A 24,928-nucleotide genomic window follows, 5' to 3' on the forward strand; every position below is an offset into this window, starting at 1 on the left:
GCGATTTCTTCAGCGCTCTTCGGCATGTACTTTTGCATCATTTCCTCTAATAAGGAGGAGATACCATGACGTTAGAACTCAGCGGAAATTCAAATTCTCAAGGTGGGCAAGTTGTTGATAGAGCTTCACAACTATTGACTAGGATGGAAAGTGTACCTTTTTCGAGATGGCATTTAAAACCTCGAATCATTATGGGATCTGCTACTTTTTTTGATGCTTTTGATGCGCTATCTTTAGCGTTTGTTCTCCCGGTCCTCATCGGCATGTGGAATTTATCACCTGCTCAAATTGGCCTTCTTATTGGGTCTGGTTATATAGGACAAGCGATTGGTGCTATTTTCTTTGGGTGGTTAGCAGAAAGGCGCGGCCGTGTATTTAGTGCAAAGTGGACGGTGTTCCTCATGTCTATTATGAGTATCGCATGTGTATTTTCAGGTAATTTTATGGCCCTTTTTATTTTCCGCTTTATACAAGGGATTGGAGTTGGAGGAGAGGTGCCGGTAGCAGCCTCATATATTAATGAGTTGTCCCGAGCCCAAGGAAGAGGCAGATTTTTTATGCTTTATGAGATGATTTTTCCATTAGGATTAATGATCTCAGCTCAAATTGGGGCATTTGTTGTACCTAGCTTTGGGTGGAAATGGATGTTCTTGATTGGAGGCATTGGAGGTCTAATCGTCTTTGGATTCTTTTTCATGCTGCGTGAATCGCCAAGGTGGCTTATTTCGAAAGGCAGGTTAGATGAAGCCGAAAGAATTATTGAAGAAATTGAAGCTAGTACTGACAAACGAATGCCTGTCGCAAATCAAGTATCCAGCAGTACTGAAAAAGGCGACTGGAAAGAGCTATTTTCAACTTTTTACCGTAAAAGAACATTGGTCGTATGGGGACTATGGTTTTCTGCCTACTTTGTATCGAATGGTTTAAATAACTGGTTACCGAGTCTTTATAATACTGTTTACCATTTGCCAGTTGGAGATTCATTAAGGGCAGCATCTCTCACAAATATTTTACAGACCATAGGGGTATTCGCTTGTGCATTTTTAATTGATAAAGTGGGACGGAAGCGCTGGGCAACCATTGCATTTGTATTAACAGGTGTTTTATTAACGACTTTATGGATCAGCGGAGCGACTTCACCAGAAAGCGTCATCTATTTAGGATCTGCTGCTTACGGAATGATGGGGACAATTACAGTTCTCCTCTATCTATATACACCTGAAATTTATCCGACACGTATGAGGGTGATTGGAACGGCATTTGCTACAGCGTGGCTTAGACTGGCCTCAGCGATCGCTCCTATTATGATAGGTTTTATTTTAGAGGTAAGCGGTGTTTCAACTATTTTTATTCTTTTTGCAAGTGTGACGGTAGTGGGAGCAATTCTTGCTTTTAAAATGATCGAAACGCGCGAGAAAGTATTAGAGGATATTGCACCGTAAGTTACGCATGCAGGGAAGAACTTATTCCAAAGAGGGTAGGTTCTTTTTTTATTCAGAGGATCTAAAATGCCTCACCTATCTTCGTTCATTTATCATATAATAGAAACATAATCTAGTCGTGAAGAGAGACGTGTCACGAACATGAAAAGCCACCTGTGAAACAGTGAAGATTAAAAAAGTCTACCGGCGATGGTAGACTTTTTCTATCAGTTTAATGCTTGATTCCCTGAAGCAGTGCAGCTTTTAAACAGAAGGAAATGGGCTGATGCTGCGCATCGAATTGAAGCTGAAACAGCTGCTTTGTGTCAGGGTCTGCGGCTTGAAGGTGGGAAACGATCTCCTTTTGAATATTCTCTGGCGTGCGTCCACGTATAATCCAGTCCTGATAATCAATATGCAGATCCCAGTAACGAATCTCTTTCTGAGTCAATTGGTTGTCATCGAAAAGCTCTTTCCATTCTGATAATGAGCTTTCCCGCACATGAGAAGGGTCTCTCATTCTATTTAAGTGATTAATATATGAATCCTGTGCAGGGTTTTCAGGTGCATAATGGTCGACGAGCAGAAATTGGCCGCCTTTTTTTAAGACTCGGCTGATTTCAGACATGGCTGCCGGAAGGTTTGGAAAGTGGTGAGCAGCAAATCGGCACGTCACTAAATCAAATGATTCATCAGAGAAGGGCAATGCTTCTGCGGCTGCCTGCTCAAAAGTAATGTGGTTCAGGTGGCGTTCTTCCGCTAGTGCTGCTGCAATCTCGATCATTTTTTGCGTGACATCAATGCCTACCCCTTTAGAGATAACGTCTGAAAAGGAAAAAACGGTATGTCCTGCCGCGCAGCCAATATCAAGTAAATGCTCATGTCCCTTCGCATTTGCTGTTGTTTTCATCCATTCCAGCTCTTCTCCGGCTGCAAATATAGGTGAATCTCGATAGTTCTCGGCATTTTGTGAAAATTGGTTCTCGGCTTTAGCATATGGATTCATTTCTTTTCCCCCTTTGTGGTCTCTTTATCGTAGAATTCCTTCTGTTATTTGTCTAAGACATAAAAGATATGACATGGATAGTTAAAACCTATGAGGTGATGAAAGTGGATATACGAATGATGGAATATGTCATTGAAGTGTACCGGCAGCAAAGTTTTACAAAAGCAGCGGATCAACTTCATATTGCACAGCCTTCTTTAAGCCAGCAAATGAAGAAGCTGGAAGAGGAATTAGACACACCGCTATTTATTCGAAAGTATGGACAAGTAACGCCCACACCTCAAGGGAGACGATTCATTAAAAGGGCTGAGAATATTTTGAAGGAAAGAGATGATTTGCTGCGTGAAATGGGAGAAGCAGCTTATGAAATCGGGAGAGAGCTGAACATTGGAGCGCCAGCAGTCACAGGGGGATATGTCTTGCCCGGCTTATTAAAAACCTTTTGTCAAACGTATCCTCATGTCGACGTTCAATTGATAGAAGATTCACCTCGTGAGCTCGAAAAACTTCTATTGGCCGGAAAACTGGATTTGGCTATTTTATCTATGCCTGTCGAGCATGAATCATTGAAAACGAAACAAATGCTGACAGAGCCGCTCCTTCTTGCAGTTCCACAAGCTGCTCAGCCTTGGTTATCAGAGGAATTGAACGAGATCATCAAGCAAGCAGGACAAAAAGAAATGGTTCCCTTTCAACTTCTTGAAGGTATCCCATTTATTATGCTGAAAGAGGGATACGGTTTTCGGCATGTGGTCATGGAACTGTGCCGTCATCACGGTTTTCAGCCAAAAGTGGCTTTTGAAACAAGCCATATTCAAACAGCACAGGCATTGGTCAAAAACGAACTAGGTGTGACCGTTGTGCCGAAAATGGTGGCACAAGAGGATAGGAACCAAGTTATTTATTTAAACATTGATTCATGCCCAACCCGAACACTTGTATTTGCATATGTTGAAGAAAGGTATTTAACGAAAGCCGCTCAAGCCTTCATGGACCTTTATCAGAACCAAGGGAAAGCTTAAACAAACGTTTAATTAAACGCAAACAGCAGGGGAGCACCCTGCTTTAAGATTGGTGACAAAGGGCTAAAATGATCTTGGTTTTAGCCCTTTGTCTTCTTTTCAGCGTGATAGAAAACCTTTGAGTCTAGAAAGGGCGAGCAGCGGAGCGGAGCGAATTTGACATTCGTGAGCACCGGAGCGCAGACCTGACACCGAATGCGAGGGTTTGTCTACACGCTGAAAGCAGGGGAGCACCCTGCTGTTTAATATAAATCCAGACGCTGATCCGTCATAACCGGAATTTGCTGTCTGACTTCATCCACCAGCTGAAGATCAATTTCCGCATAATAAATATCTTCGTCATCTTTTGTTTCAAGCAGGATGCGGCCGAGTGGATCAATCACCATAGAGTGTCCAGGGAATGCCGTGTCTCTGCTTGTGCCTGTTCTGTTAACAGCAATCATAAATGACTGGTTTTCAATCGCTCTTGCGATGAGCAGGCTGCGCCAATGGTCCACTCTTGCTGACGGCCATTGCGCCGTATTGACAAGCACCTTCGCTCCTTTGTTCACAAGTGTTCTGGAAAGCTGCGGGAAGCGGAGGTCATAACAAATCATCGCACCAATCGTCACAACTTCACCATAGTCAAATAAACCAAGCTGATCACCAGCGGTTAAATAGTTGTGCTCATCCATTAAGCGGAATAAATGAATTTTATCATAATCTAACACAAGCTCACCTTGGCGGTTAAAAACATACATTGTGTTGGTAATGTGTTCATCTTCTGTCCGTTTATTTAACACACTGCCTGCGATGAGATACACTTGGTGGTTGCGGGCAAAGGAGGAGAAGAGCTGCTTTGTGCGTTCACCGTTTATATCTGCAAGCTGCTCGGCTTGTTCAAGGGCGTAGCCGGTATTCCACATTTCGGGTAAAATGATCAGATCAGGCTGCTCGCGGACTGCTTCTTCTAAAAACGCTTCTGCTTTTTTAAAATTCACTTCAGGTTCTCCAATTTGTACGTCCATTTGGACAAGGGCGATTTTCATATGGGTTCCTCCTTTATTCGCTATATGTCATGTGAAAATCATGAATGTATGTAATGGTTTATTTTAGTCTTCAAGGCCAGTTTCTTTATCATAAAGGTTTCCATCATCTTTGCCAATAGAAATGTCAGAAGGTTTTGTTAAATGACTTTCTCAATCAAGAAATGAGTGGTATGATACCTATAACTAATAAAACAAAGGGGAATAGTATGATATGCAATTGTTCGATTTATCACTAGAAGATCTAAAAAAATATAAACCAAAGAAAACTGCACGTCCTGATTTCTCAGACTTTTGGAAGAAATCGCTCGAAGAACTGCGCCAAGTGGAGGCAAAGCCAGCACTTGAACCGTATGACTATCCAGTGAAAGGCGTCAAGGTGTACCGCCTGACGTATCAAAGCTTTGGACATTCTAAAATTGAAGGCTTTTATGCTGTACCTGATCAATCTGGCCCGCATCCAGCGCTCGTTCGTTATCATGGCTATAATGCCAGCTATGACGGCGGCATTCACGACATCGTCAACTGGGCGCTCCACGGCTATGCAATTTTTGGTATGCTCGTCCGCGGTCAAGGCGGCAGTGAAGATCAGACAGTGACACCAGGCGGTCACGCTTTGGGGTGGATGACAAAAGGCATTTTATCAAAAGAGACCTACTATTATCGCGGTGTTTATTTAGATGCGGTTCGTGCACTCGAAGTCATTCAGTCCTTCCCTGAAGTGGATAAACACCGGATCGGCGTAATTGGTGGAAGCCAGGGAGGCGCATTAGCGGTAGCAGCTGCAGCCCTTTCAGATATTCCGAAGGTCGTCGTGGCAGATTACCCTTATTTATCAAACTTTGAGCGTGCAGTGGATGTGGCATTGGAGCAGCCTTATTTAGAAATCAATTCGTACTTTCGAAGAAACAGTGACCCGGAAGTGGAAGAAAAGGCATTTGAGACATTAAGCTATTTTGACTTAATCAATTTAGCTGGATGGGTCAAACAGCCAACTTTGATGGCGATCGGTCTGATTGACAAAATTACCCCGCCATCTACTGTGTTTGCGGCATACAACCATTTAGAAACAGATAAAGACCTTAAGGTATATCGCTATTTTGGACACGAGTTTATCCCGGCTTTGCAAACAGAGAAGCTCTCCTTCTTACAAAAGCACTTACTCTAATAAAAGAACAAAGAGGCCGCTCTAGGAGGGCCTCTTTTTTAATAACTCGTATTTTGTCTCGTTTTTTCATCAGGCACTAACGCGGTGATAATAAGGGCAAGAGCTGTGATGATATGAAGGATGAATCCAAGTATCGGAATCCAGGCGAGGCAGGATGTGATAATCCCAATGATGCTGCCAATCATTGGTCCTTGGTCTCGCTTCGATAAGACGAGTGTGATAATATGCAGAATAAGCATGACCATGAGCGGTGAATAGCCATTGCTAATAATAAATAGTCCTCCGATGACAGGGATGGCAAGACAGGCTTCAAAAATCCCGGTAATCCATTTCATGATGCGAGATATAGACATGAGATCCAACTCCTTTTTCATATATGTCTTATTCGTATTTTACCAAAACGTGAAGAAGTCATGCAGATTTCTATAGAAAGAGTTGATGGATGATGAGAGAGAGAATCAAGGAAGAGCTGAAAATCATCGAAGAAACGTATGACGTGAAAATTTGCCTCGCGGTCGAATCAGGCAGCAGAGCATGGGGATTCCCCTCGACTGATAGTGATTACGATGTTCGTTTTTTATATGTTCCTCGAAAAGAATGGTATTGGGCAATGGAAGAACATCGTGATGTCATTGAACGGCCGATTGATGATGTGCTTGATATCAGCGGCTGGGAGCTTAGAAAGGCACTTCGCTTATTCAATAAATCGAATCCGTCCATCATGGAATGGCTGTCGTCTGACATCATCTATGCTGAATCCTTCTCTTTGGCAAAGCAGCTAAGAGAATTAAAGGACCGAGCGTTTTATCCTCCAGCATTGATGTATCATTACCTCAATATGGCGAAGCGGAATGAAAGCCGGCATTTACGAGGAGAGCAGGTGCGAATCAAGAAATATTTCTATGTGCTTCGTCCGCTGCTTGCCTGTCAGTGGATTGAACGATACCGGACGGTTCCGCCGATGGACTTTCATGAACTGCTCGAAGAACTAGTGGAGGAAGGTCCGCTTTTAGCGGAAATCCATGAGCTGCTCAAACGTAAAATGGACGGAGAAGAAATGGATGTAGAGAACCGCCTCGCTTATGTCCATCCATTTATCGACAAAGAGCTCGCGCGATTTGATGAATTGGTGAAAAGCTACAATCAGCCGAAAGACAACCTGTTGCAAGAATTAAATGAGCTGCTGCAGTCTACCCTTGATGAGGTGTGGGCGTAAGCAGGAAAGAGCCAGCCGGATCACGGCAGGCTCTTTTTTATCTCTTATTGTGATAAAACCACAAAAAAAGTCAGAATTTTTGTCATCTTCAAATATTGTAGCGGACAGCTTATGAGCTTTACAATAAAGACATAGCTTACAAAGAGTGGGAGGTGCCCTTTATGGAGTCGGTCACAAGAAATTTCTTCTTGTTTTTGTCAAAGAGCAGTCTCTTGAACCATATTGCTCGTAATTGGGGAAGTGCTGTTGCATCTAAGAAAATCATCGGAGGGAAGGATTTTGAGAGTGCCATCCCTGTTATCAAGCGATTAAATGACCAAGGAATGGCTGTGACAGTTGATCACCTTGGTGAGTTTGTTACAAAGGCAGAGATTGCCAATGAACGGACGACTGAGTGTATTCAAACCATTCAGCGGATTGCTGAGTCGGGACTCAATTCCCATGTGTCACTCAAAATGACATCACTTGGCCTGGATATTGACGATGACCTTGTGTATCACAATATGAAACGTATTTTAGATACGGCAGAGAAACACCGTATCATGGTGACAATCGATATGGAGGATGAACAGCGCTGTCAAAAAACGCTGGACATTTTTAAAGAGATGAAATCTCAATATGAGTATGTCAGTACGGTCTTGCAGGCGTATTTGTACAGAACAGAAAAGGATCTTGATGATTTAAATGAGCTGCAGCCATTTTTAAGACTTGTAAAGGGTGCCTATAAGGAATCCGCCGAAGTGGCGTATCCAAACAAAAAAGATGTCGATCTGAATTATCAAAAGCTGATCGAAAAGCAATTGCTCTCAGGGAACTATACAGCCATTGCGACACATGACGATCAAATGATCGAGTTCACAAAAAATATTGTGAAAAAACACAATATACAGACAAGTCAGTTCGAATTTCAAATGCTGTACGGCATGAGATCAGAAACGCAGCAGGCACTTGTGAAAGAAGGCTATCAAATGAGGGTCTATACTCCGTATGGACGAGAGTGGTATGGCTACTACATGAGACGCCTTGCAGAACGGCCGGCAAACATTGCCTTTGCTCTAAAAGGGATGACGAGAAAATAATTTGAAACGGGAGCGTGACAAAAATGACAACACCTTACAAGCATGAACCATTCACGGATTTTAGCCAGGAAGAAAACCGCAAAGCGTTTGAACAAGCATTAGCTAAAGTAACAGAATCACTTGGTCAAACCTATCCGCTCGTGATTAATGGAGAAAGAATTGAAACGAAAGACAAGATTGTTTCGATCAATCCAGCGAAAAAGGATGAAGTGGTTGGAACCGTATCAAAGGCCGGGAAGGAAGAGGCAGAGCAGGCGGTTCAAGCAGCAGCGAAAGCATTCGAAACATGGCGCTACACGTCTCCAGAAGAAAGAGCTGGCGTATTATTCCGAGCTGCGGCAAGCATTCGCCGTAAAAAGCATGAGTATTCAGCCCTTCTTGTCAAAGAAGCAGGTAAGCCTTGGAATGAAGCAGATGCAGATACAGCAGAAGCGATTGACTTCCTAGAATATTATGCCCGTCAAATGCTGGAGCTGGCAAAAGGCAAACCAGTGAACAGCCGCGAAGGCGAACGCAATCAATATGTTTACACACCAACTGGCGTGACGCTCGTGATTCCGCCGTGGAACTTCTTGTTTGCGATCATGGCAGGAACAACAGTAGCCCCAATCGTCACTGGGAATACAGTTGTTTTAAAACCAGCGAGTGCGACGCCTGTCATTGCAGCCCGTTTTGTGGAAGAGCTTGAGCAAGCCGGTCTTCCAAAGGGTGTTGTCAACTTTGTACCAGGAAGCGGAGCAGAGGTCGGGGATTACTTAGTAGATCATCCGAAAACAAGCCTGATTACATTCACTGGATCAAGAGAAGTAGGGACACGTATCTTTGAACGCGCGGCAAAAGTGCAGCCAGGCCAGCAGCATTTAAAACGTGTTATTGCTGAAATGGGCGGTAAGGATACAGTGGTTGTCGATGAGGATGCAGATGTTGAATTAGCGGCTAATGCCATTTTCACATCAGCCTTCGGATTTTCAGGTCAGAAATGTTCAGCTGGATCTCGGGCTGTCGTCCATGAGAAGCTGTATGACCAAGTGGTTGAGCGAGTGAAGGAAATCACAGAAACGAAAACAACAGCCAACCCACTTTCTGCCGATGTTTACATGGGACCTGTCATTGATCAAGCGTCCTTTGACAAGATCACGGATTATATCGAGGTTGGCAAACAGGAAGGCCGCTTAGTCACTGGCGGAACGAGTGATGATTCGGAAGGATACTTTATCCACCCGACCATTTTTGCAGATCTTGAGCCAACTTCCCGTTTAATGCAAGAAGAAATCTTTGGACCAGTCTTGGCTTTCTCGAAAGTCTCTAGCTTTGATGAGGCACTTGAGGTAGCCAACAACACAGAATACGGTTTAACAGGTGCTGTCATTACGAATAATCGTGATCACATCAACCGTGCGAAGCAGGAGTTCCATGTAGGGAACCTTTACTTTAACCGTAACTGCACAGGTGCCATCGTTGGTTACCACCCATTCGGCGGCTTCAAAATGTCAGGAACGGATTCAAAAGCAGGCGGTCCAGATTACCTAGCTCTGCACATGCAGGCAAAAACGATTAGTGAAATGTTTTAATATGGAAAAAGCATGAACCTGCACTGATGGGTTCATGCTTTTTTTGCCTGCTTGCGACTTGTTTCTATACAAATCTGACTGGAAAGAAGTATGATAAATGTATCACTTAATCAGGGAGCAATCGGGATGGAAGAGATATTAGAAAAGCTTCATACATTTTTTGATGTCGATAAATTAATTGCATTTATTAGCGGATATTTAAAAAAACCAGTCATTTTAGAAAGCACAGAGTGTCAGCTCCTTGCTTATAATTCTTACAGCATTCAGCAGTTTGACCCAGTCAATCAGCAAACGATTTTCTCCAAGGAATGTCCGGGGTCTGTGGTCGATTGGTTAAAGAAAACAGGGGTAATTGAGCGGCTTCACAAGGAGTCAAAGCCTTTTTATGTGAGCGGCCATGACGAGCTCGGATTTAATCGGCGGGTGGCTGTGAGCGCCAAGCATAAACAAGAGGTAGTAGGCTTTATTTGGGTGCAGGACATTGAGGACTCCCTCTCTCAGGAGGAGCTGCAATTTTTACACGAAGCTTCCTTTCAGGTTGGAAAAGTGATTTATAAGAATAAGAAACAGCTTGAGAAAAAGGAAGGCAAGATTGAAGAGTTTTTCAAAAAGGTCATGGATGATCATTTTTATACTGAAGAAGAGCTGAAATGGGAGGCTGAGAACTTAAGCATTCCACTGCCAGCCGTATTTACCGTTATGGTCGTGCACGCTGCCGATAACAAAAGTGAGACGGCAGAAGATGTGAAGGATGTCATTCGAACTTATTTGCAGCTAGAGGATAAAGTGAATCACGTCTATTCGGTTCAAGCAGATATTGTCGTTATATTAGGCAGCCTGTCAGACCGGCACTCACCGAAAGCGACTGCCGCTGATGTCATCGCACATCTGCAATCAAAAACGAATGCCCATCCTTCCCCTTTGTATATTGGGATGGGAAGAGAGTATCGTGATGTCATGAAAATGAGTACAAGTCGATTTGAAGCGATAGAGGTCGTCAAGGCAGTAAAAATTGTCGGAGGGCAAGAACTGATTCCATATGATTATGAGAATTTAGGGGTCTTCCGGTTTTTAGACTCTATTTACAGCCATCAAAAAAAGAAAAACGACTTCAATCCAGATTTGTTACGCTTGAAGGAAAAAGACCGCGAGAGTCAAACCTCGTTTTTAAAAACGCTGGAAGTCTACTTATTGAATAACTGCAAGCTAAAGCCAGCGGCGGAGCAGTTGTTTATTCATCAAAATACATTAAACTATCGAATGAAACAAATTTTTGACATGACTTCGATCGACTTAAGTCATTTTAGCCAGCGGTGTGAGTTGTTTATTGAATTGATGCTGATGAAAAAAGATCAATAATCATGATGGAATCCGCAGGTGCATAGGATCACCTGCGGGTTTGCATGTGAAATTCGAAAATGGCATACAACTGAAGCATTTCGTTGTATGATAGATAAAGATTTTATGAGAAAAGTGAAAGGGGGGCCACCTTTGGGATCAGTCACCTTAGCCATTTTGATTTTCATCATGACCCTCGTCCTTGTCATTTGGCAGCCAGTACGTGTCACCATAGGATGGTCAGCGTGTGGAGGCGCCATTCTTGCACTTGCCTTTGGTGTCGTTCATCTAGGCGATGTGTGGGAAGTCACGCAAATTGTATGGAACGCTACCTTTGCCTTTATTGGCATTATTATCATTTCGTTAATTTTAGATGAGATCGGTTTTTTTGAATGGGCTGCACTGCATATGGCCAAAGCCGCAAGAGGCAACGGTGTCCGCATGTTTATTTACTTAACATTGCTCGGCGCTGTTGTGGCTGCTTTTTTTGCCAACGATGGAGCGGCACTGATCTTGACCCCAATCGTTTTATCTGTGGTGAGAGCGTTGAAGCTGGATGAGCGCATGGTGCTGCCTTTTGTGATGGCAAGCGGTTTTATTGCAGACACAACCTCCTTGCCATTTGTCATTAGTAACCTGGTCAATATCGTATCAGCCGACTATTTTCATATTGGTTTTCTAGAATATACAGCGAATATGTTCGTGCCAAACCTTGTGTCGCTTGGAGCGAGCATGCTGGTTCTGTATGTATTTTACCGAAAGCTTATCCCAAAAACCTACGATCTGTCACAAGCAAAGGAACCGGCGTCAGCTATTCGAGATATCCGTATGTTCCGTTTGTCTTGGTATGTGCTCGGCTGTCTGCTTGTGGGTTATTTTGCGGGGGAGCTGATCGGTATTCCAGTGTCCATCATCGTAGGCGGGATTGCCCTTGCTTTCTTATGGCTGGCGAGAAGAAGTCCACAAGTAGCGACAAAGCGAGTGGTCAAAGAAGCGCCGTGGTCCATTGTGTTTTTCTCGATCGGTATGTATGTCGTCGTATATGGACTGAAAAATGTCGGTCTTACAGAAATATTGGCGGCATGGATCCAGCAAGGGGCTTCACATGGCTTGCTTGCAGGAACGATGTTTATGGGCGTGCTTGCCGCAGTGCTGTCCTCTGTGATGAACAATCTGCCGACCGTTTTAATTGATGCGATTGCCATTGGACATACAGATACAGCAGGTGTCATGAGAGACGGACTGATTTATGCCAATGTCATCGGCTCCAACCTTGGACCGAAAATGACCCCAATCGGCTCATTGGCGACATTGCTGTGGCTTCATGTCTTAAAGAAAAAAGGCGTCCATATCTCTTGGGGGGCGTACATGAAAGCCGGAATCATCCTGACCATCCCAACCTTGATTCTCACATTACTCGGGTTATATGTATGGTTATGGCTTATTCATTAATTATCGTGTAAACAAACCCTCGCATTCGCCCGCAGGTCTGCGCTCCGGTGATTAGGGCTGCAAAGGTTTTCTATCACGCTGAAAAAGAGCAGATCCATGAGATCTGCTCTTTTTTTGCTACAGATATTTCGCATAGCGTTTTTCTAAAAAGTCCTGAAGCAATGAGACGACACTGCAAATGCCCCAGTAAATGAGTGCGACCAAAATATACATGGTCATATAATCGAATTCTCGTCCGCCTACAATTTTTGCTTGCTGGAAGAGCTCTGGTACAGTAATCATTGCTGCCAGTGAGGAAGCTTTAATTAAATCGAGCATGACATTGGTCAATGGCGGCAGGGCGATGCGGACGGATTGAGGCAAAATGACCCCACGCATCGTTTGCCAATAGCTGAGACCTAATGATTTAGCAGCTTCCACCTGTCCACTTGGAACAGAGGAGAGGGCCGCCCGGTTAATTTCTGCAATATAGGCAGCACTATTAAAGCTGAACCCAATAATGGCGGCAGTGACCGCTGTGAACTCAATGCCGATATAGGGGAATCCAAAATAGAGAATAAACAAAATCACCAGAATGGGCACGCCTCGCATGAATGAGATATACAGTCGTGCAGGCAGCCGAAGAATCCATGAATTCGCCATCCTGGCAAGAGCGATAAAAAAGCCAAGAATGGTACCAAAAAACATGCTCACAAAGGAAATGAGCAGCGTCAGCCAGATGCCTTTCATAACAAACGGAAATGACGCCTTTGCCAGTGCAGGATTAAATATATATTCTAAATGAATATCTCCCACGATTGCGGCTCCTTATTTGGAAATGTCGACATCTTCGACATCAGCATCAATTTTCTTAGAGACGTCTGCATGATTAAAGAATTTCTCAGAAATCTTTTTCATTGTTCCGTCTTTTTTCATGTCGCCTAATACACGATTTAATTCTTTTTGAAGCTCTTTGTTGTCCTTCTTCATAACAAAACCTTGTTCATTCGGCATGTACTTCAAGTCAGGGTGAATTGTAATATTTAGTTTAGGAAATGCAGCAAGAGCCAGTGTCTGCAAGTAATAATCATTTAGAATGACATCTGTACGGCCGTTTGCAACATCCTTTAAGTATTGCTCGTTTGTCGCATTATCATAAATGACTTCCTTTGCACCGTACTTACGAGCAACATCCATATAAATCGTTGTGGCAGCCCCTGCTGCTTTCTTTCCTTTTAAATCTTTTAAAGTTTTAATGCCAGATAAATCATCTTTCCGAACAATAGCCGTTCCGTAGGAATATTTATAAGGGGTTGAAAAGGCAAACTTGTCTTTTCTGTCATCTGTGATGTCGATATCATTTGCAGCGGCATCCACTTGACCAGAATTAATGGCGCTCAGCATCCCATCATAGCCCATTTCTTTAAATTCTACTTTCACATCAAGACGTTTAAACGCTTCTTTGACGACTTCTACTTCATAGCCAGTTAATTGATCCTTGCCATTAGAAGTATCATGATAAGAAGTTGGATAAAGGGTGCCTGAAGTTGCAACCACGATTTTCCCTTTCTTTTTAATCTGATCCCACTTTGTGTCTTCAGATTGAGATGAGCCTGATTGACTGCAAGCAGACATGATAAGCATGAAAGCAGATACAACAAGCATGATCCATATAGGTTTTTTATGATAAAAACGACTCATTTAAGAATCCTCCTCTATTTTTTATACAAAACAAAACATAGCACGCTTTTTCTGTAAGGACAACGTTTTCAGAAGAAAAGTGAAAAAGTAAGAATATTATAAGCAATTTGCGTGTTAGAAATAATGTATAAAAAAGGAAAGCGAGCGCAAAATAAAGGCGAATAAAGGAGGGAACAACAATGATGAAAAAAATAAGTAGTTTGATCATCTTGTCGATGATGCTGTTATTTGGTTTTCATATAGAAACGGCTCATGGAGAAACACCTCAAATGGAAAAGCGCCCGGTGACACATCAAGTGAAATTAACAGCAGAACAACAAAAACAAATTGAAATCCTTGAGCAGCAAATTCTTTCTAAGCGAAAAGAAGTCATTGAGAAATATGTACAGTACGGCGTGTTAACAAAGGAACAAGGCACACACATCACGAAACGAATGGATGAGCATTACACTCATTTGAAAAAGAACGGATTTGTTCCATTGCTGAAAAAACCACAGCACCATCGCCCATGATAATGATGAAACCGGCAGCGAAGTGCCGGTTTTTTATTGTCGATTAGAAGGTGAGACTTTCCCCATCTTGAGGGACAAAAATGGCTTGATCTGCATGATGCTCTTGAACGTAAGCTTCTAAAGCAGCTCTTGTTAACAGGCAATGATTCACAGCTTCAAGATGACAGGCGACAATTTGAGCTTTTGGCTGAGAACGGTGAATGTCTAGAATCTCTTCCTTGGTCATTGTAATGGGATCGCCTTCTAAAAATTGAGCAGCCCCGCTATTGACCACAATGACGTCTGGCTTGCTTGTATTCACAACCTCTTTCGGTTCATCACACCAAATGGTATCTCCTGCAATATAAAGGGTAGGTTCATCAGGGTGAGAGAAAACAAAACCGCTCACCTGCCCCATCCGCTTCGCCGTTTCTCCCGTCCCATGCTGTCCGCCTGTACGTTTAATATGAACGCCGCAAATGTCCATTTCATCTTCAATGCATGTGACATGCTGAAATCCAGCTTCTTCAATTTCTTTTCGATCCTTCTCCGATTGAGTATAAATTGGTTGATCCTGAGCTAATTTCCTTTTGGCCTCGTCGTCAAAGTGGTCCACATGTAAATGAGAGAGTAAGACAGCATCTGGATGTAACAGACTGTCTAAATCTATATTTACAGGAAGCTCCACAATAGGATTGTTCAAATGTTGATTGGCTGTATGAGGGAACGGTGGATATGTTCCTTTTGCTGCTAAAAAGGGATCGATTAAAAAAGTTGCATGACCATAGTGAAGGTATAAAGTCGCATTGCGAATGAGTGTAATTTTCATAAAAAGGCCTCCTTTTTTTCTGATTAAGTTTACAGTATATTAAAAGAGTTCTACGTGACAGAGGATCATGAAAGTCTTTTGGTAGAAGGGCTTGATTTTTGAAAGAGGTGAGCCAATGCTAGACCAAACAGATATGAATATTTTAAAAGAACTATCAAAGAACAGCCGATTAACGATGAAAGCTCTAGGTGAAAAAGTTCATTTGACCGGCCAAGCTGTTGCAAATCGGGTGTTAAAGCTAGAAGAAGAAGGCGTGATTGAAGCATATACCATTTCAATTGATTGGCAGACACAAAAGACGATTCAAACCTTTTTGCAGCTATATACCCGTAGTCATCATCATGAACCACTTCTGTCGTTTCTTTATAAAAAGGAAGAAATCAAGAATTTGTTCAAAATAAGTGGTGAAGGCTGTTATATGGCTGAAGGACATTTCTCCAGTCATGATGAACTTGATCAGTTTTTAACGGAGCTGACGAATTACGCAAATTACAAACTGTCTATTGCGGTTAAACGTCTCATTCATCAGTAATAGAAGAGACGCAGGAGGAAAAGGAACGATGCAAAAATTAATCGAAAATCAAGCTGAACCGATGACAAAGGATAGAATCAAAGCAGACTTGGTTCAACTTGGTGTGAAAAAGGGCATGATTTTATGTGTTCATTCATCTTTATCATCAATCGGCTGGGTAAACGGAGGCGCTGTAGCCGTCATACAAGCATTGATGGAAACCTTAACAGAAGAGGGGACACTGATTATGCCGGCACAAACGTTAGAGCTTTCTGATCCCGCCGATTGGATCGATCCGCCTGTTCCTTATTCATGGTGGAAATCGATCAAAGAAACAATGCCCGCATTTGACCCAGCTTACACGACACCAGCAGCAATGGGAAAGGTGGCGGAAACATTTTGGAAATACCCAGGCGTGGCGAGAAGCAATCATCCCCATTTTTCATTCACCGCCTGGGGGAAAAGAAAACATGAAATTCTGAAACACCATGCACTTTCCTTTGGATTAGGAGAGCAGTCGCCTCTTGGCCGCATGTATGATCTTCATGCTCAAGTGCTGCTGCTTGGCGCATCATTTGAGAGCATGACAGCTTTTCATCTAGCTGAATACCGAATCCCTCAACAGGACCTCATGACAAGAGGGGCCCCTATTTTAGAGAATGGGTGGAGGGTATGGAAAGAGTACCAAGATATCATCACAAGAGAAGAACTATTTGAACAGATTGGCCGTGATTTTCTGCAATCAGGAGGCATCCATCAGCACAACAAAATTGGACTTGCCAGTTCATATTTACTGCCCATGAGAGAATCGGTAGACTATGCGGAACAGTGGCTTGATCTATACGATCAGTCGTAATCTACACTGTTTGGAAATTTACATAATAAACTTCTTGATCAGGCTGCTGTGAGGTGTAGCAGGTAAGCTGATAGTTTCCTTTTGGAATGGAGAAAGACAGCACATGGGCCATGACGCTTGTGATATAAACTTGATCACTTGTAAGCGTAAAGGGAACTGTTATGGCTCTATCAACCGAGACTTGGGGCTCATCGCTATTTAATGTCACAATAATAGACGCCTTTCCATTATTGATTCCTTCAAAGGAAACTCCTTGATCTCCCGTTGCAAATCCTTGAAGAATGTCCTCATCTGTCCAATCAATGACAGGTGGTGTTTCGCTTCCGGTGTATACCGTGATTTGGTGGTAGGAGATAGATAGGGAATAGGCTTGATTTAAGTAATTCATATAAAAAACTCCTTTATTTATGGATTTTCGTTGGAACGTGAATGGTTAAAGAGTGATTCTTGAGGAGAAAGTTAGGCAGCAAGACGATTGTCGCCGTCTTGCGCTATTTGGTGTGGGATCTAGATGTGAAATTGCGAGACCATTGCTTTTAAATCTCCTGCTAAATGGGCAAGCGCTTCTGATGAAGCTGTTACTTCTTCCATTGCAGCAAATTGTTCTTCTGTTAAACCGGCTACTTGCTGTGAATGTTCACTCGTTCGTTTCACGCCTTCTGTAATAGACGCAAAAGACTGTTTCGCATCGTTTGTATAAGCTGCGATTTTTTGTGATGCACTTGATAAATGCTTAATGCCATTCGCCATTTCTCTCATCGACTGCTGGATATCATGAAATGATTCCTCTGTATGAGAGATAAGTACAGCCCCTTGAGCCGCTTCCTCTCTTACTCGTTTGATGGCATTCGTCGAATGAGTCATCTCTTTTTGTATTTCAGAAATGAGATGGGAAATCATGTTTGATGATGCTTGAGATTCTTCTGCAAGCTTTCTCACTTCGTCTGCGACAACAGCAAATCCTTTTCCATGCTCACCTGCCCGTGCTGCTTCAATTGCTGCATTAAGAGCTAGCAGGTTTGTCTGGCTGGCGATATCTGTAATGACTTTGGAAATATGATCAATTTCAGCTGAACGTGTTTCCAATGCTTGAATCGCTGTACCATTTTCTTCAATTGATTTGGCAATAGACGTCATTTGTGAATGAACTTCACCGATATTGTGTACACCTTTTTGGGCCACTTCTTGTGCGGAGTGACTTCTTGAAGCCATTTGTCCTGCATTTTCAGTAATGTTTGCCAGCTCGTTTGATACTTGAATCATTTTGTGCTCACTAGCTGTCATTTGAGTGGACTGTTCTTCTGAAGATTGTGCAACTTCTTGAATCGTGTAGGTGATTTTTTCTGATGCTGCACTCGTTTCTTCTGCGCTAGCTGACAGCTGCTCAGAGGATGTGGCCACTAATTCAGACGTGTTCATGACATTTAGAATGGTTTGATTTAATTTTTCACGCATCTTATTGAAATGGCCAGCCAGATCAGACAATTCATCACCAGCAGTATCCGTCACATTGATGGTTAAATCACCTTCGCCTGCACTCTTAATGGCAGAAGCCATATGCTTGAGACGTGCCTGAATCCGTTTAGTGAAAATAGAAATAATGATGACCGAAACGATCAGACTTAACAAAAGGACGATGACAAATTGTATATAGAATGACTGAAGCATTTGTGAAATCATGCTTTGATTGGCGCCAGTATAAAAAATACCAATTGTTTCGCCTGCTTCATTTTTGATCGGCATATAAGCCGTTTGATAGTCTTTCCCGGCAACATTTGCTGTGCCGTAATAGTTTTCTCCTTTATCTAAAACAGTGGTCTTCACTTCAGGAGAGACTTCTGTACCTACAGCTCGTTTCCCGTTTAACATGACATTCGTAGCAACGCGGGTATTTCCTTGAAAAATCGTGATGGTATCACCGGTATATTCGGCTAATTGGTCAACCAATGTGTCATGATCATTCATTTGCGTATTTCCTTTGAATAGCTTGTCCTCTTTAATCTGCCACGAGCCTTCTACTTTTTCATTCAGGTAGGCGTAGCCTAGTTTTAAATCACCTTTTGCTTTTTCAGTTGCCATTTGCTTGATGTTTTCTGTCATCTCGCGATTCACCACATAACCAACAACTGCGGAAAAGATGATGAGGACACTTAAAAAGATCAGCAAAATTTTGGCGCCAAGCCTCAGTTTTCCCTTTTTCTTCATGCTTTTTAACTCCTTTAGGTATAAGGTAGGATATCCCTCCTTAAGGATTATCGGCATGAAAAAAGTGTTTAAAATACCTGCATGCAGTCATGTGGAAATTTTTTTAATATAGAAAAGGGAAAGGCTGCTAATCGATGATAAATTGAATTCTTGTGCCGTCAGGATCATCCGATAATTGATGACTTACCCACGAGCCTGCGCCTCTATTATCAGAAGGGCGTACATATTTGACAGAAGCTCCTGTGCCTCCTTCTTTGCACATTGCCATTGGCCATTCGTCACGATCATACCCGCGCTTTGTTGGAACGCCATGTAATGATCGATCCCTCTGCTCATCACTATGTTTACGGTCAATTGTACAAATGGATGAATGACCTTCATCAATGGCTTCTTCTATGTGCTTGGCTGTTTCGGGATAGCGGTCTGATGGAAAATGAATCGTTTTGTCATAAGATGAATTCGCTGTCTCTTGTTTCCCTTGCTCCAGCTGGATATAGCCTGTTGCTACACCAATAACAATCAATAAAAGCAAGAGAATCATTTTAAGAAGTTTCATAGGTGCTGGCTCTCTTTCTTGTTTGCGTATTTTGTAAACAGAAGTATAGCAGAATTACTTACCAATTTCTCCTGGTTTTGAAAAAACGCCTTTTAAAATTCAAAAAACAGATTTTACTTGATTTCTTGTTTTTCATTTTTATAGAAATTCATAAAAATTTTAATTTTGTAGATCATAAAACGATTATGCTCATCCAAAATGGCTTTATCACTGCTTTTTGAGCTAATTTCAAGAATTTAACACACAGAAATTTCAAAAAAATAAAATTGACTAGACCGATCTGCTTTAATAATATGGAGTCAAATATCAAAAAATGTCGTAATTTATCAAAATATGATTCTAATTACATTGTAGGAGGGAAGTACAAATGGCGGATGTCTCATACCGGCTCGGAATAGACATAGGCGGAACATTTACTGATTTATCGTTGATAAATGAAGCAACAGGGGAGCTGACTGAACTCAAGACACCCACAGTGACTGATGACCCAGCCCAAGGTATTATCAATGGGTTAAATCTTCTAAAAAAAAGAGGTGTTGATTTATCCAACATCCAATACCTCGTTCACGGAATGACAATCGGTCTTAATACATTATTGCAGCGAAAAGGAGCAGATTTAGCCCTTTTTGTGACAGAAGGATTTCAAGATATATTGTCACTTCAACGTTTACGACTACCCATTCCTTATGACTTCAATTCTCGTTTGCCAGAACCATTGATACCTCGGAAGCATGTATATCCAATCTCTGAAAGGTTGATACACGATGGTACGATCAAAAACCCTCTCCATCTGCAGCAGTTAGATGATGCAGTCCAGCATGTTATATCTAAAAATCTAGCAGGTATCGTCATTTCTTTTTTACATAGTTATCAAAACCCAGTTCATGAATTACAGGCAAAAGCCTATATCAATCATCATTATCCACAGTTAGAAGTCCTTACCTCATCTGAATTATGGCCTCAAATGAGGGAATACGAGCGTACAGTGATGTCTGTTGTTAATTTGTACATTCAACCAAAGGTGAAACAGTATTTGCAAACACTGAAAAGTCGTTTGAAGGAAGAAGGTGTACCAATTTCTCCATACATTACACAATCAAATGGTGGTTTAATGGATGCAGAAAGTGCGGCAACCTCGCCTGTTAAGACTCTCTTTTCTGGTCCGGCAGCTGGTGTCATCGGTGCAGCGAGAATTGCAGCATCAGCTAGTGAACCCAACCTGATCACTTTTGATGTCGGGGGGACGAGTGCAGATATCTCGATTATTCAAAATGGACAGCCTACAATGGCGCAATCCAATCAGCTTTCAGGCTTTCCGATTATTCTTCCATCTGTTGCGATGTATTCAATAGGAGCAGGGGGAGGTTCGGTAGCATGGATTGATCAGGGCGGACTTCTAAAAGCGGGACCAGAATCAGTTGGTTCAAATCCGGGACCAGCTTCGTATGGAAAGGGAGAAAAAGCAGCTTTAACTGATGCGTTTCTTATATGCGGTTATCTCAATCAAGAACGTTTTGCCGGAGGACATTTACAATTACAGTTGTCTGCGGCGAAAAAGGCCTTTCAGCCAATTGCTGATCAGCTCAACAAAACGGTTGAAGAGGCGGCTGACCAGCTCATTCAAGTAGCCGTAGCCAATATGTACACAGAATTAAGCAATGTGATGGAGCAGCAAGGATTTGACCCTAGAGATTTTAGTTTGCTGGCGTTTGGCGGAGCAGGGCCGGTTGTAGCGAATTTTCTTGCGAGAGAAATTCATGCGAAAAATGTGGTTGTTCCTCCGAGTCCGGGTACATTATGTGCATTAGGTGCTCTGACCGCTGACTTTATTCATGATGCGGTGCTGTCGAAGAAAATATGCTTACAAGACTATTCGATCAACCAACTAAAACAAGATTATGAGAAGCTGTCGCGAAAAGCGACTGATTGGGTCAGCCAGCAGGACATTCAGCATATCAATCAGACATCCATTCTATTATTAGCAGACGCACGTTATCAAGGACAGGCATTTGAGATTGAATTGCCATTATCGATTGATTGGCTAAAACAAGAACAAGACATCCACCAACTCATTGAAGCCTTTCACAAACTGCATCAGCGTCAATATGGTCATAGGGATGATCAGGCAAACATCGAGTTTACTCATTTACGCGTTCGAGTCATAGGCGAGACGCCTCCGCTGCCTTTTTCACCTGTTCATGAAAGCAGCGGACAGTCTTTGAAACCATATGAATATAGACGAATCTTTATAGAGGAAAAAGAATACGAAGCATCGGTTTATAACCGGGACACTCTGTCAGTAGGTTCTATTGTAAATGGACCAGCCGTTATTGAGCAGGATGATACAACAACATTAATTTTGCCAAACTGGGCAGGCAGCATTGATCCATCAGGTAACTTAGTGATTTCAAAGGAGGCGGCTTTACATGAGAACTGATCCAGCAAAGCTTGAGATGATGCGCAGTTATTTTAATGCGATTGCATCAGGCATGGGACATGTCATTGAACGAACGTCATTTACGACCTTCGTCAAAGAATCTGCTGACTTTGCGACAGCATTAGCCACGCCTTCTGGAGATTTCTTTGTTTATCCGAAGACAGTGGGTGTGACGATCTTTTTAGGGCTGAGTCTAGAAAAGGCGATTGAAGAAAGCGGGCCGATGCATCCAGGAGACATTATCATCACTAATGATCCTTATACGACAGATGGTTTGGCGACTCACCTGCCAGATGTCCATATCATTAAGCCGATTTTTGTAGATGATGAAATCGTAAGCTATGCTTGGTCTTTTGTTCATGTCAGTGATGTGGGTGGACTTGTGCCTTCGAGTATTTCACCGACAGCAACGGATGTTCATCAAGAAGGATTAAGAATTCCGCCAGTAAAAATTTATGAAGGCGGAAAAGAGAATCAGATCGTACGTACCTTCTTAAGAGCTAACAGCCGCGCTAGTCATCTAAATGATGGTGATATCAATGCGATGATTGCTGCAGTGAATACAGCAGATATTCGGTTAAAAGAAATGATTGAGAAATTCGGAAAAAACGAAGTGAAACAAGGAATGATAGACTTGCTGAAGCAAGCCGAGGATCGTGCTGGAAAGGTCATTGAAGCTATTCCGGATGGAACGAGTGAATTTGCTGATTATTTAGATGATGATATGATTTCAGACGTCCCTATTCGGTTGAAAATCAAGCTAACGATCAAAGGAAAACGGCTGACGCTCGATTTTTCTGAGTGTGACCCGCAAGTAAAAACAGCCTTTAACCTTGTTACCAATGGTCAGAAGCATTCCTTTCTTTATCAAGGGTTGATTAATTACATCATTAGTAAGGACCCTTTTATACCGATTAATGGTGGAATAACGTATCCAATCGATGTGATCTCTCCTAAAGGAACGCTGGTGCATCCAGAATACCCAGCTTCTGTCGGGATTCGACATTCGATTACGATGAGGCTGTACAATGTCGTGCTAGGCGCCATTGGTAAGCTGCTGCCTGAAGCAGTGCCGGCAGCAGGTGCAGGTCAATCTGCCATTGTGGTTCTCTCTGTACCTGATGATCAAACGGGTGGCAGGAAAATGTCCGTTGTCGAACCATTAGGAGGAGGTGGCGGTGCTCAAAATGGTACTGATGGAGTCGACGGTATTGATCATTCGTCAGGCTTTTTGAAGAATACACCAATTGAGAGTTTGGAACAGCATATTGATATTCATGTTCACCGATATGAGCTTCTGCCGAATACAGGTGGAGCTGGTGAAAATCGAGGCGGACATGCGATTGGTTTGGAATTTGAAATGATAAAGCCTGAATCGATGGTGACAGCACGAGGAATGGAACGGATGAAGTTTCAGCCTTGGGGATTAATGGGCGGCCGAGCAGGAGCGGTTGGTGAGGTCAAGCTGATCACAGCTAATGGTGAGAAACAAGACCAGCCCAAAATAGATGTCTTGCGACTTGATAAAGGCGATATCGTTCAATTGATTTCACCAAGTGGAGGCGGCTGGGGGAATCCATTTGACAGGAAGAAAGAAAAAGTCCTTCAGGAAGTGGAAGCAGGTCTATTAAGTGAAGAAAGAGCGCTGCAGCAATATGGTGTGAAAGTATATTTAGACCAAAATGAATGGAAGATTGATGAGGAGCAGACGAGCAGGGTGCGTGAAAAGGTTAATCATTCTCCATCTACTGACGTGTGGGATTTCGGAGAACAAAGAGCAGCTTATGAGAAAGTATGGACGGACGAAGCCAGCAGTGAGCTTGCCGTTCAGCTTCGTTCCTATCCGGCTAATGAACGTACGCACTATAAACATGCAGTTCATCAACATTTCAGTCATAGAAATGAGCCGTTAACAACGAAAGATATTACTCAAGCACTTCGTCAAATGAATGGACAAAAAGGGGGAAATGAATCATGAAAAGAAGATTAATCGCTATTTTTGCAGGCATCCTATCAATCGTTGTACTGCTGACCGCTTGTGGTGGAAATGGAAAGGATCAAGGCAAACAGCAGCAGACTGTGATTGTTGGCGTATATGGAGGCGATTGGGAAAAGAATATCAAACCAATCCTTGAAAAGTTTGAAAAAGATACAGGAATTAAAGTGCAAACCGTCTCTGGGGCGGATTCTGAATGGTTTACAAAATTAAAAGCGTCAAATGGGAAAAATCCACCATATGACTTACTAATCTTACAGCCTGATACGATTCAAAGAGGTATCGCGGCAAACGTTCTTGCGCCTATTGATGAAGATCAAGCGCCGAACGTCAAAAAGCTTTACCGTTCTGTCCAAAAGAAGCTTACTGTGAATGGAAAACAATATGCAGCAGGTTTTAGTATGGGGCAGCTTGGTATTGCTTATAGAAAAGACCTCGTCAAGCAGGAACCAAACAGCTGGACTGACCTATGGAGCAGTCAGCTGAAAGGGAAGGTAGCCATTTCATCTCCGACTTATTCAGCCGGTTTGCAATTTTTCTCTGCACTTGTTCATGCGCAAGGGGGGACAGAATCAAATCCTAAGGATATTGATAAAGCATTTAAAAGTCTCGCGCAGTTAAAAGGTCATGTTGCTGCTTTTCCAGATAACCCAGGATCGATTCAAACCTTGTTAGAACGTGGGGATGTTGCGGCTGTTCCATATTGGGACGGGCGAGTATTTGCACTTGAAGAAGAAGGCATGGATATTGGTTTTTCATATCCGAAAGAAGGTGCTGTTGCAGCTGTTGCGAGCTGGGCTTTAACGAAGGGAAGTCCGCATGAAGAAGCGGCGTACAAACTATTAAACTACTTAAGTGGAAAAGAAGCTCAGGAGGCTTTCTCGGAAAAATCTTATTATGGCATGTCGAATTCTGATGTGAAATACGATGACAAGATTAAGGGGAAAGTGAAAGTTGGAGAAAATTATTACAGCAAGCTGACGTGGGTAGATTATGAAACAGCGACCTCTGAGCTTGGCAATTGGACAAACCGATGGAACGAAGTATTAGGCGGAGGAAAATAGGTGAT

At 42.6% G+C, this 24,928-nt stretch carries 23 protein-coding genes; 14 read left to right on the top strand and 9 right to left on the bottom strand.

The features are described from left to right. Positions 1 to 65: 65 nt before the first annotated feature. Positions 66 to 1,442: an MFS transporter gene (locus tag MHI23_RS01870; protein ID WP_149126015.1), complete on the top strand. Its 1,377-nt coding sequence runs from the start codon at positions 66 to 68 to the stop codon at positions 1,440 to 1,442. 211 nt (positions 1,443 to 1,653) lie between these two features. On the opposite strand, the gene MHI23_RS01875 is transcribed toward MHI23_RS01870, so the two are convergent. Continuing rightward, complete coding sequence (locus MHI23_RS01875; RefSeq protein ID WP_185854073.1) at positions 1,654 to 2,427, bottom strand: class I SAM-dependent methyltransferase; 774 nt, start codon at positions 2,425 to 2,427, stop codon at positions 1,654 to 1,656. Positions 2,428 to 2,543: 116 nt separating this feature from the next. Between MHI23_RS01875 and MHI23_RS01880 the strand changes: the two genes are divergently transcribed. Continuing rightward, positions 2,544 to 3,449: a LysR substrate-binding domain-containing protein gene (locus MHI23_RS01880; protein ID WP_149126695.1), complete on the top strand. Its 906-nt coding sequence runs from the start codon at positions 2,544 to 2,546 to the stop codon at positions 3,447 to 3,449. Positions 3,450 to 3,691: 242 nt separating this feature from the next. On the opposite strand, the gene MHI23_RS01885 is transcribed toward MHI23_RS01880, so the two are convergent. Further along, the gene (locus tag MHI23_RS01885) at positions 3,692 to 4,477 is read right to left on the bottom strand and encodes a carbon-nitrogen family hydrolase (RefSeq protein ID WP_024424321.1); all 786 of its coding nucleotides are present in this window, start codon (positions 4,475 to 4,477) and stop codon (positions 3,692 to 3,694) included. A gap of 211 nt (positions 4,478 to 4,688) precedes the next feature. Between MHI23_RS01885 and MHI23_RS01890 the strand changes: the two genes are divergently transcribed. Next, positions 4,689 to 5,642: an acetylxylan esterase gene (locus tag MHI23_RS01890; RefSeq protein ID WP_149126013.1), complete on the top strand. Its 954-nt coding sequence runs from the start codon at positions 4,689 to 4,691 to the stop codon at positions 5,640 to 5,642. Between the two features lie 38 nt (positions 5,643 to 5,680). On the opposite strand, the gene MHI23_RS01895 is transcribed toward MHI23_RS01890, so the two are convergent. Then, positions 5,681 to 5,995, bottom strand: coding sequence for a hypothetical protein (locus MHI23_RS01895; protein ID WP_024424319.1), 315 nt, complete (start codon positions 5,993 to 5,995; stop codon positions 5,681 to 5,683). A gap of 92 nt (positions 5,996 to 6,087) precedes the next feature. Between MHI23_RS01895 and MHI23_RS01900 the strand changes: the two genes are divergently transcribed. The 5 genes from MHI23_RS01900 (at position 6,088) to MHI23_RS01920 (ending at position 12,298) form a co-directional block, all read left to right on the top strand. Next, a complete protein-coding gene (locus MHI23_RS01900; protein ID WP_034624023.1) occupies positions 6,088 to 6,858 on the top strand; it encodes a nucleotidyltransferase domain-containing protein in 771 nt (256 codons plus the stop codon). Between the two features lie 161 nt (positions 6,859 to 7,019). Continuing rightward, complete coding sequence (locus tag MHI23_RS01905; protein WP_024424317.1) at positions 7,020 to 7,937, top strand: proline dehydrogenase; 918 nt, start codon at positions 7,020 to 7,022, stop codon at positions 7,935 to 7,937. A 23-nt stretch (positions 7,938 to 7,960) separates the two neighbouring features. Next, positions 7,961 to 9,508, top strand: a complete 1,548-nt coding sequence (gene pruA / locus MHI23_RS01910; RefSeq protein WP_024424316.1) for an L-glutamate gamma-semialdehyde dehydrogenase — start codon at positions 7,961 to 7,963, stop codon at positions 9,506 to 9,508. Positions 9,509 to 9,634: 126 nt separating this feature from the next. After that, on the top strand, positions 9,635 to 10,867 hold the full coding sequence (locus tag MHI23_RS01915) for a helix-turn-helix domain-containing protein (protein WP_024424315.1): 1,233 nt from the start codon (positions 9,635 to 9,637) through the stop codon (positions 10,865 to 10,867). A gap of 132 nt (positions 10,868 to 10,999) precedes the next feature. Continuing rightward, a complete protein-coding gene (locus tag MHI23_RS01920) occupies positions 11,000 to 12,298 on the top strand; it encodes an arsenic transporter (RefSeq protein WP_276569568.1) in 1,299 nt (432 codons plus the stop codon). Positions 12,299 to 12,415: 117 nt separating this feature from the next. Here the strand turns inward: MHI23_RS01920 and MHI23_RS01925 are convergent, their stop codons facing one another. Both MHI23_RS01925 and MHI23_RS01930 read right to left on the bottom strand, forming a co-directional pair. Then, positions 12,416 to 13,093, bottom strand: coding sequence for an amino acid ABC transporter permease (locus tag MHI23_RS01925; RefSeq protein WP_034283291.1), 678 nt, complete (start codon positions 13,091 to 13,093; stop codon positions 12,416 to 12,418). A 12-nt stretch (positions 13,094 to 13,105) separates the two neighbouring features. Then, positions 13,106 to 13,978 (bottom strand): transporter substrate-binding domain-containing protein, encoded by an 873-nt coding sequence (locus tag MHI23_RS01930; RefSeq protein ID WP_044332703.1) that lies wholly within the window; start codon positions 13,976 to 13,978, stop codon positions 13,106 to 13,108. Between the two features lie 182 nt (positions 13,979 to 14,160). Here MHI23_RS01930 and MHI23_RS01935 point away from each other — a divergent pair, with 182 nt between their 5' ends. Next, the gene (locus MHI23_RS01935) at positions 14,161 to 14,490 is read left to right on the top strand and encodes a YckD family protein (protein WP_024424311.1); all 330 of its coding nucleotides are present in this window, start codon (positions 14,161 to 14,163) and stop codon (positions 14,488 to 14,490) included. Between the two features lie 43 nt (positions 14,491 to 14,533). Here MHI23_RS01935 and MHI23_RS01940 read toward each other — a convergent pair whose 3' ends face one another. Continuing rightward, positions 14,534 to 15,298, bottom strand: coding sequence for an MBL fold metallo-hydrolase (locus MHI23_RS01940; RefSeq protein WP_149126012.1), 765 nt, complete (start codon positions 15,296 to 15,298; stop codon positions 14,534 to 14,536). Positions 15,299 to 15,413: 115 nt separating this feature from the next. Here MHI23_RS01940 and MHI23_RS01945 point away from each other — a divergent pair, with 115 nt between their 5' ends. Together MHI23_RS01945 and MHI23_RS01950 are read left to right on the top strand one after the other, a co-directional pair. Then, on the top strand, positions 15,414 to 15,830 hold the full coding sequence (locus MHI23_RS01945; protein ID WP_025092811.1) for an Lrp/AsnC family transcriptional regulator: 417 nt from the start codon (positions 15,414 to 15,416) through the stop codon (positions 15,828 to 15,830). A gap of 28 nt (positions 15,831 to 15,858) precedes the next feature. Then, positions 15,859 to 16,665: an AAC(3) family N-acetyltransferase gene (locus tag MHI23_RS01950; RefSeq protein ID WP_149126011.1), complete on the top strand. Its 807-nt coding sequence runs from the start codon at positions 15,859 to 15,861 to the stop codon at positions 16,663 to 16,665. A 1-nt stretch (position 16,666) separates the two neighbouring features. Here MHI23_RS01950 and MHI23_RS01955 read toward each other — a convergent pair whose 3' ends face one another. From MHI23_RS01955 to MHI23_RS01965, 3 genes are all read right to left on the bottom strand, one after another. Further along, positions 16,667 to 17,053, bottom strand: a complete 387-nt coding sequence (locus MHI23_RS01955) for a competence protein ComJ (protein WP_149126010.1) — start codon at positions 17,051 to 17,053, stop codon at positions 16,667 to 16,669. Between the two features lie 119 nt (positions 17,054 to 17,172). After that, positions 17,173 to 18,870, bottom strand: coding sequence for a methyl-accepting chemotaxis protein (locus MHI23_RS01960; RefSeq protein WP_056765079.1), 1,698 nt, complete (start codon positions 18,868 to 18,870; stop codon positions 17,173 to 17,175). Positions 18,871 to 18,997: 127 nt separating this feature from the next. Continuing rightward, positions 18,998 to 19,426, bottom strand: a complete 429-nt coding sequence (locus MHI23_RS01965; protein WP_024424305.1) for a NucA/NucB deoxyribonuclease domain-containing protein — start codon at positions 19,424 to 19,426, stop codon at positions 18,998 to 19,000. 367 nt (positions 19,427 to 19,793) lie between these two features. Between MHI23_RS01965 and MHI23_RS01970 the strand changes: the two genes are divergently transcribed. The 3 genes from MHI23_RS01970 to MHI23_RS01980 are packed head-to-tail and all read left to right on the top strand — an operon-like array spanning position 19,794 to position 24,923. Beyond that, on the top strand, positions 19,794 to 21,863 hold the full coding sequence (locus MHI23_RS01970; protein WP_024427271.1) for a hydantoinase/oxoprolinase family protein: 2,070 nt from the start codon (positions 19,794 to 19,796) through the stop codon (positions 21,861 to 21,863). Further along, positions 21,853 to 23,841, top strand: a complete 1,989-nt coding sequence (locus MHI23_RS01975) for a hydantoinase B/oxoprolinase family protein (protein ID WP_254968264.1) — start codon at positions 21,853 to 21,855, stop codon at positions 23,839 to 23,841. The genes MHI23_RS01970 and MHI23_RS01975 overlap by 11 nt, the downstream gene beginning before the upstream one ends. Continuing rightward, the gene (locus MHI23_RS01980; RefSeq protein WP_024427273.1) at positions 23,838 to 24,923 is read left to right on the top strand and encodes an ABC transporter substrate-binding protein; all 1,086 of its coding nucleotides are present in this window, start codon (positions 23,838 to 23,840) and stop codon (positions 24,921 to 24,923) included. The genes MHI23_RS01975 and MHI23_RS01980 overlap by 4 nt, the downstream gene beginning before the upstream one ends. The last annotated feature ends 5 nt before the right edge of the window (positions 24,924 to 24,928 follow it).

This window comes from Bacillus sp. FSL M7-0003 (assembly GCF_038628485.1).
GTDB classification, from domain to species: Bacteria; Bacillota; Bacilli; order Bacillales; family Bacillaceae; genus Bacillus; species Bacillus safensis.